The sequence below is a fragment of the Aliterella sp. E5.1 genome (assembly GCF_057473825.1).
In genome coordinates this window covers 22,667-29,352 of sequence record NZ_JBYCCV010000047.1, presented here as the reverse complement: position 1 = coordinate 29,352, position 6,686 = coordinate 22,667, and the positions used below count along the sequence as shown (strand labels likewise).

At 42.1% G+C, this 6,686-nt stretch carries 5 protein-coding genes; 3 read left to right on the top strand and 2 right to left on the bottom strand.

Annotated elements, in window-relative coordinates; all coding sequences use genetic code 11:
- Window positions 1-87: 87 nt before the first annotated feature.
- On the top strand, window positions 88-435 hold the full coding sequence (cutA, locus tag AC2VE5_RS15385) for a divalent-cation tolerance protein CutA (protein WP_486888612.1): 348 nt from the start codon (window positions 88-90) through the stop codon (window positions 433-435).
- Window positions 436-483: 48 nt separating this feature from the next.
- Here cutA and AC2VE5_RS15380 read toward each other — a convergent pair whose 3' ends face one another.
- Window positions 484-696 (bottom strand): DUF2839 domain-containing protein, encoded by a 213-nt coding sequence (locus AC2VE5_RS15380; RefSeq protein WP_486888611.1) that lies wholly within the window; start codon window positions 694-696, stop codon window positions 484-486.
- A gap of 102 nt (window positions 697-798) precedes the next feature.
- Window positions 799-1,917 carry a histidine decarboxylase gene (locus AC2VE5_RS15375; RefSeq protein ID WP_486888610.1) on the bottom strand — a complete coding sequence of 373 codons (1,119 nt, stop codon included), beginning with the start codon at window positions 1,915-1,917 and terminating at the stop codon, window positions 799-801.
- 212 nt (window positions 1,918-2,129) lie between these two features.
- On the opposite strand from AC2VE5_RS15375, the gene AC2VE5_RS15370 reads away from it, so the two are divergent.
- The gene (locus AC2VE5_RS15370) at window positions 2,130-5,099 is read left to right on the top strand and encodes an amino acid permease (protein WP_486888609.1); all 2,970 of its coding nucleotides are present in this window, start codon (window positions 2,130-2,132) and stop codon (window positions 5,097-5,099) included.
- A gap of 4 nt (window positions 5,100-5,103) precedes the next feature.
- Window positions 5,104-6,684 carry a response regulator transcription factor gene (locus AC2VE5_RS15365; RefSeq protein WP_486888608.1) on the top strand — a complete coding sequence of 527 codons (1,581 nt, stop codon included), beginning with the start codon at window positions 5,104-5,106 and terminating at the stop codon, window positions 6,682-6,684.
- The last annotated feature ends 2 nt before the right edge of the window (window positions 6,685-6,686 follow it).

The following is a 6,686-nucleotide window of genomic DNA, read 5'->3' as shown; positions in this document are numbered from 1 at the left end:
TCCCACAACTACAGCAGAAGTTAACTGATGCACTCCTTGCCATCACTCCTGAGACGATTGCTTCTCTCACTTCTTACAATTTCATCCTTGAAGCTTTATTTAGCGCAGCTTCATAAAGAATTGGTATTAGTCAGCGCAAGTTCGCAATCGGAAGCTGAGAAAATTGCTACGGTTTTGGTAGAATCTCAACTGGCTGCTTGCGTTAGTTTAGTGCCGATTACTTCTATCTACACCTGGCAAAGCAAGCTCCATCAAGAGCAAGAATGGCAGCTAATGATTAAAACTGAGCGATCGCAGTTTGCAGCTATTGCTGCAAAAATTCAAGAACTACATTCTTACGAAGTTCCCGAAATTATTGCCCTTCCCTTGGTTGCTGGCTCTTTGCCTTATCTCCAATGGATTTCTGAGCAAGTTAATCGAGCGCTGAAAGCTTGACAAACAAGAGAGAAGTTAATTTTCTCCCTTGTTTCTTGACAATAGTCGCTATTTGACTTGCCACCAGCCTAAAGCAGGTCCTAAAAACAATACAGTCAACCACCAAGCGACTAATAACCCAATTCCAATCCAAGCACCACGGGTACTCCAGTCTACAAACTTTTGTGCTTGTCCTTTGCTAATTGGCAGCCAAGGCAAGAATCTAGTTTCTTGTCCGTATTTTTCTTTGAGTGCTGTCTTCCGCCGTTTTGATTCGCCCATAACTTTAATAAAATATGCCTTCTGTGCCTGATGATAGCGCCACAAATAGGGTCAGTGCTAGTCTTCTCAGCACAAATTAACTTGACAACAATATGGAGGTTGCTATCCAACTTGTAAGTTGAGGGCAAAATCAAGCTCGTCTAAAAAAGCATCTAATTTTTGCTTAGTTATATTTTGCATCACAATAATATGCGCCCAATCGTCTAGTACGGCTAACTGCCACTTGGCGATGGTTTGTTTTGAGGGTTTGGCAAATACTACGGTATTGGAAAAAGCATTAAGCATACAGGGATAGTGTCTTAATTTGAGTTGCTGATAAAGATATTGAGCATTTTGAATGCAAGTTTTAGCTTCCGCCGCAAAGCCGCTATGACCCCTAGTTTTTAGGGCGTACCAAAGAATTAAACAAGAATGACCGTTTCTAGAACCGAGAATAGTTGTATCTTTGGAACCTATATATTCAATTAAGGTTGCGACTTTATCGACAAATTTTTTCTTAGTTAAAACAACTCCACAAGGTAGAGGCGAACCAATAAATTTGGCAGAAATTGCTACACTATCTATGGCTTTGGTAAAGTTAACTTGGGGTGCATTCTTTAAAAAAGGTAGCATCATCCCCGAAAGCGCTGCGTCACAATGTATATAGTAATCTTTGATATTGTTTCTAGTTAAAATTTCTAGCACTATATCTAAGTTATCAATAGCACCTTTGACAGTCGTACCAATATTTAAGTTGATAATTGCCGGACAATTGCGGTTGGCACAAATTAGCTGCTCGAAATGTTTGTAATCGAGTTCTCCGTTAGCTTGAGAATCGGTAACTAAATGAGTCATCCGAAACAATTTTGCAGCTTTGGCAATGGAATAATGGGAGTCTTGAGACGAATACAATATGCCTTGGGGGTAAACTTCTCTACCTAAAAATATGCCGTAAAAATTTCCTTCCGTACCACCGGAAGTTACATAACCCCAAAAGTCTTGATGGGGAATTTTGTAAAGGTCAGCAAAAAAAGCTAATACTTCTTGCTCAAACTTACGCGAATGAAGACCAAAATCTGGTTCTACAAATGGGTCGCCAGCGTTGTTTAGTAAATAGTTAAAAAAGTTTGCAAGTATAGTGTAGTCACACGTCAAATTGTAAGGATAGCCAGCATGAAGCTCGGTTTTTTGTTTCAACTGCTCCATAAAAACTGATAGTTCTTGCACGATAGTGTTAGACATTATACTTAAGCTACTTTTGTATAGCAATATTTGTTAAGGTTCATGTTTGCTTAATAATTAACATTTAACTTCAGAACAATTACTGAAAAATCTAACTATAAAGTTAGTAACTAAGTGTTTGTACGGTTTTATTCTCCTAAGAATAACGATAAAGAATCAAATATAAAGAAGTTTACCTAGGAGAAAAATGGCTAAAATGCCATTTTATTGATGTGGATAATTTTCAGCGTCAAGCTGTACTACTACCGCGAAACTTAAGTGTTTTGGAGACTTGGGGTTTTGGTCTAACAGGTCATGTAGGCTGGATTGGTACAGCCCCGGTAATTCATGCGGCGTTGGGAACCAAGGCTATTTTTGTGTGGTTGCCTGGAGTAATTGTCGCCATGATGCTCAACTTGCAAGTGCAGCAGTTGGGTAAGCATTGGTCAAATGTATCGGGAGGAACGCCCAACTATGCTGCGCGGTTACTAGAGTCGTTTCCTCTTTTGGGGCGCTATGTGGCGCTCGCTTATTTCTTTAGTTGGGCGGCTGCCCCGGCAATCTACGCAATTATACTGACGCAATTAATTAAAGTAAACTTAGCTCCTCTAGGCATTAGCTGCCCGGAAACGATATTAAAAATTGGCTTTGGCGCGATCGCTTTTATTGTAGCCTTTAGTGGCAGTCGAGCTTTAGCTATACTCCACTTGGTTTTTGTCGTACCAGCGATTGCTTTTGTAATTACTTTTTGTTTGCAAGGGGTGGGTTGGATAGCCTTAAATCAGGTAGAAGTAGCAGTTACAAATAATACTTTAGGCTTCAGTGAATGGGCAAAGTGGTTTTTTATCGCTACTTACTCAGTTTATGCCTGCGAAACTGCTTCTTCTTTTGTTGCCGATAGCCAGCGTCCAGCGCAGACTTTGAAGTTTTTGACGGTAGCTGCTTGGCTAATTCCTGTAGTATTTCTCGGTGGGTCTTGGGTGCTGGTTTCTCTTGTACCTAACTCTACTTCCCTAGGAAGCGACACATTTTTAAACCTGTTAACAGCGTCTAAACCGTTTTGGGGTCGTTATGCTTCTTTTGTCGTCACTTTACTGATTTCCTTTTCTTGTTTGCTAAGTTGTGCTACTGCCGTTGCCAACTCTCCCCGGATTTTGTACCAACTAGCCCTAGATAAACAATTATCTCCGGTATTTGCAGTGGTTTCTTCCCAGGGTGTTTTAAAGCCTGCCTTAATATTTACATTTTTTATCAGTTGCCTATGTTTAGTTTGGGGAGATATAGCTCAAATTATCCCCGTAGCGGGAACAGCCTATTTAGTATCAATTATGGGTTTGCATTTAGGGCTATGGTTGCGCCGAGATGCTCCTGAAGTGCGCTGGGGTGGGTGGTCGCTAATTTTTTTGCTGGTCGAAACCGTTGTTTTGGTAGTCGGTGGTACGCTGTGGAGTTGGCAAGATTTGATCGGAGGACTAGCAATCCCGGTAGTGATTTTGGTCGCAGATGCGGCGATAAGGCGCATTTCTTTTGCTCCTTTTCATCCTCAATGGTGGCTAAAGCGTCACCAGCACCAAGAAAGCAATTTTAAAGATGCAGTAATAGCTCAAGTAATTATTTTAATTGTCTTAGTTTGTAGCGCTACTACTATAGGTTGGGCAATTGGCGGCAACTTGGATCGCAGCTTGAATCAGCAAAGCGCCAATTTATTAGTTATTGCGCTAGTTACGCTATCGTTTATCGCGATCGCGATCGCTTGCTGGACGACTTTACCGCAAATTGCTGCCATCGACACCGCCCACACACAAGCAAAAAATCTCTTAATCGCTGCTTTAGATACCGTTCCTGACACTATTTTGGTGCTAGAGGAAAATGGAATTATTCGCCAAGTCAACCCTCCAGGGGAAGAAATGTTTGATACCCAAGTTCAGGATTTGATCGGGCGATCTCTGAATCAATTTCTGCCTAATTTAGTAGGTCAACCCCAGCACTGGGCAAATAGAAGCGAACAAATAATTGAAGTTCGTCACCAAACGCGCACTATAGACGTAAGTATCTCCAATCCTTCACCGCAAAGATTTCCAGAGTATGTGGCAATTTTGAGAGATATTACCGAGCGCAAACAAGCGGAAGCATCTTTGCGCTCTACTTTAGCCACCAACCGCGCCTTGCTCAACGCCCTGCCAGACGTGATATTTCGCATCAATGGGTTGGGCATTGTGACTAGCTGTATCCCCAAAGGCGATCGCCTAGCTGCCAAAAACTTTGTAAATAAGCACATTGACGCAATACTACCAGCAGATGCCGCTCAGCAAGCCATGCAATGCTTGCAACAAGCACTTTTGGGTCAGGAAGTGCAAATCTTTGAATACCAGATGCTTCAAGATGACGATTTGCACGATTACGAAGCTCGGATTGTTGTCAGTGGGGAAAATGAAGTCATCGCTATTGTTCGAGACATTACCAAGCGTAAACAAGCCGAAGCCGATATGCGCGTTACTTTAGCAAAAGAAAAAGAACTCAGCTTGTTAAAGTCGCGCTTTGTCACCATGACTTCCCATGAATTTCGCACGCCCTTAACTACAATTTTGTCTTCGGCGGAATTAATTGAAAAATATGGCTTTAAGTGGAGTGAGGAGAAAAAAAACCAACATTTATTGCGAATTCAATCTAGCGTCAAACATATGACGCAACTATTAAACGACGTTTTGTTAATTGGTCAGGCGGAAGTAGGAAAACTAGATTTTAATCCCCATGAAATAGAATTGACTCAATTTTGCCTCGATTTAATAGATGAGGTGCAAATCAGTAACCAAAGCCACAAAATAGCCTGGAGTAGCGAAAATAGCTGTGTAAATACTTACATGGATGAAAAACTTCTGCGACAGATTTTGAGTAATCTGCTGACAAATGCGATCAAGTATTCGCCCCAAGGCGGCATCGTTCACTTTGAGTTGATTTGGACGCCACAATCAGTGCTTTTCCGCGTCCAAGATTCAGGAATTGGTATTCCACTTACAGAGCAAGCCAAATTGTTTGACTCTTTTTATCGAGCTAGTAATGTTGGCACAATTTCCGGCACAGGACTAGGGCTTGCCATTGTCAAGAAGTCTGTAGACTTGCATGGCGGCAAAATTGCTGTAGAAAGTGAAATTGGTGTAGGGACAACGTTTACAGTCACAATTCCCTTAAATCAAACCGCATAAATTTATGACAAAAATTTTAGTAATTGAAGATGAGCAGCTAGTCCGAGAAAATATTTTAGACTTGCTGGAAGCTGAAGGCTTTGAGGGCGTTGGGGCAGAAAATGGTTATGTAGGTATAACTTGGGCTTGGGATTACAAACCCGATTTAATTATTTGCGATGTCATGATGCCAGAGCTTGATGGGTATGAGGTCTTGAAATTACTCCGCAAAGAAGCGATTACCGCCACAATTCCGTTTATTTTTCTCACCGCCAAAGCCGACAAAAGCGATCTTCGCCAAGGAATGCAGTTAGGGGCAGACGATTACTTAACTAAGCCCTTTACTAGCGCTGACCTATTAGGGGCGATTTCCGTGCGGCTAGAGCGAAAAGCTGCCTTTATTAGGCAATTAGAAAGAAAATTGGAAGAATTGCGTAAAAGCCTGACCAGTAAGCCCAAATATACCAGCACGGCAGTTTTTGATAACGAGTTTGCCGCTCTCAAACAAGCTCAATTTACGGGGCAACTATCAGTTAAAGCGCAGGGAGATATGGAGTGGGTATTTTACCTCTACTTAGGGCGGCTTTTGTATGCTAGTGGTGGGATTCATCCCCGGCGGCGTTGGCAAAGAAATATCTCAACCTACTGCCCGCAAATCGATGGCGGCTTCCAGGAGATCCCTGCAAGTGCCGATTTGCCTGCTGAATATCAACTATTAAATTTATGGCTCGAACGCAAACAAATTACTAGAGAACAAGTAGCCCAAGTAATTCGAGCGATCGTTCAAGAGGTGTTGTTTGATAGTATGCAAGCCAAACAGCTAAAGTATCAAATTGAGCCAAAGGAAACTTCATCGGCGGCTCAATTACTATTAATTGATGCTGACCAAGCGACGGCGGCGGTGCGACAAAGTTGGCAGATTTGGCAAAGTGCTAAGTTTACGGAAATATCTCCAAATCTTGCCCCAATTATCAAGCGACCAGAAGATCTGCAACAAAAAGTCTCTGCTCCTGCTTACAGGCAACTAACAGTTTTACTCGACGGACAGCATAGTTTGCGAGATTTGGCTTTACAGATGAAGCGCCAAGTAGTTGAAGTGGCTTCCTCGCTATTGCCCTACGTTCAATCGGGCATAGTAGAGTTAACCGATATTGACGACTTGCCTAGAGCGATCGCACCGCCAATTTCTTCATCTACTACCCAAACTCAAGCTCCGCAGCCTTTAATTGCCTGCATTGATGATAGTCGCTTAGTTTGCCAAACAATGGAGAAGATTTTGACTGAATCTGGCTATCAGTTTGTAGCTATAAACGATTCCCTCCGAGCCTTAGCAACACTGCTCCACCGCAAACCAGATTTAATCTTTTTGGATTTAGTGATGCCTAATCTCAATGGTTATGAGATTTGCTCTCGTTTACGCAAAATTCCTACTTTTAGCGATACTCCGATTGTAATTTTGACTAGCAATATTATCGATCGCGTCCGAGCTAAGGTAGTAGGTTGCTCTGACTATTTAAATAAGCCAGTACAAGCTGAAAGCGTACTATCAATCATCTCTAAGCACTTATCTTGTGCCATTGACAATCGCCAGGAGTCGGCGATCTAGAG

Bases quoted from the DNA above. Each gene is read 5' to 3' on its own strand.
- AC2VE5_RS15380 (WP_486888611.1), bottom strand. From the start codon at position 696: ATGGGCGAATCAAAACGGCGGAAGACAGCACTCAAAGAAAAATACGGA.
- AC2VE5_RS15375 (WP_486888610.1), bottom strand. From the start codon at position 1,917: ATGTCTAACACTATCGTGCAAGAACTATCAGTTTTTATGGAGCAGTTG.
- AC2VE5_RS15365 (WP_486888608.1), top strand. From the start codon at position 5,104: ATGACAAAAATTTTAGTAATTGAAGATGAGCAGCTAGTCCGAGAAAAT.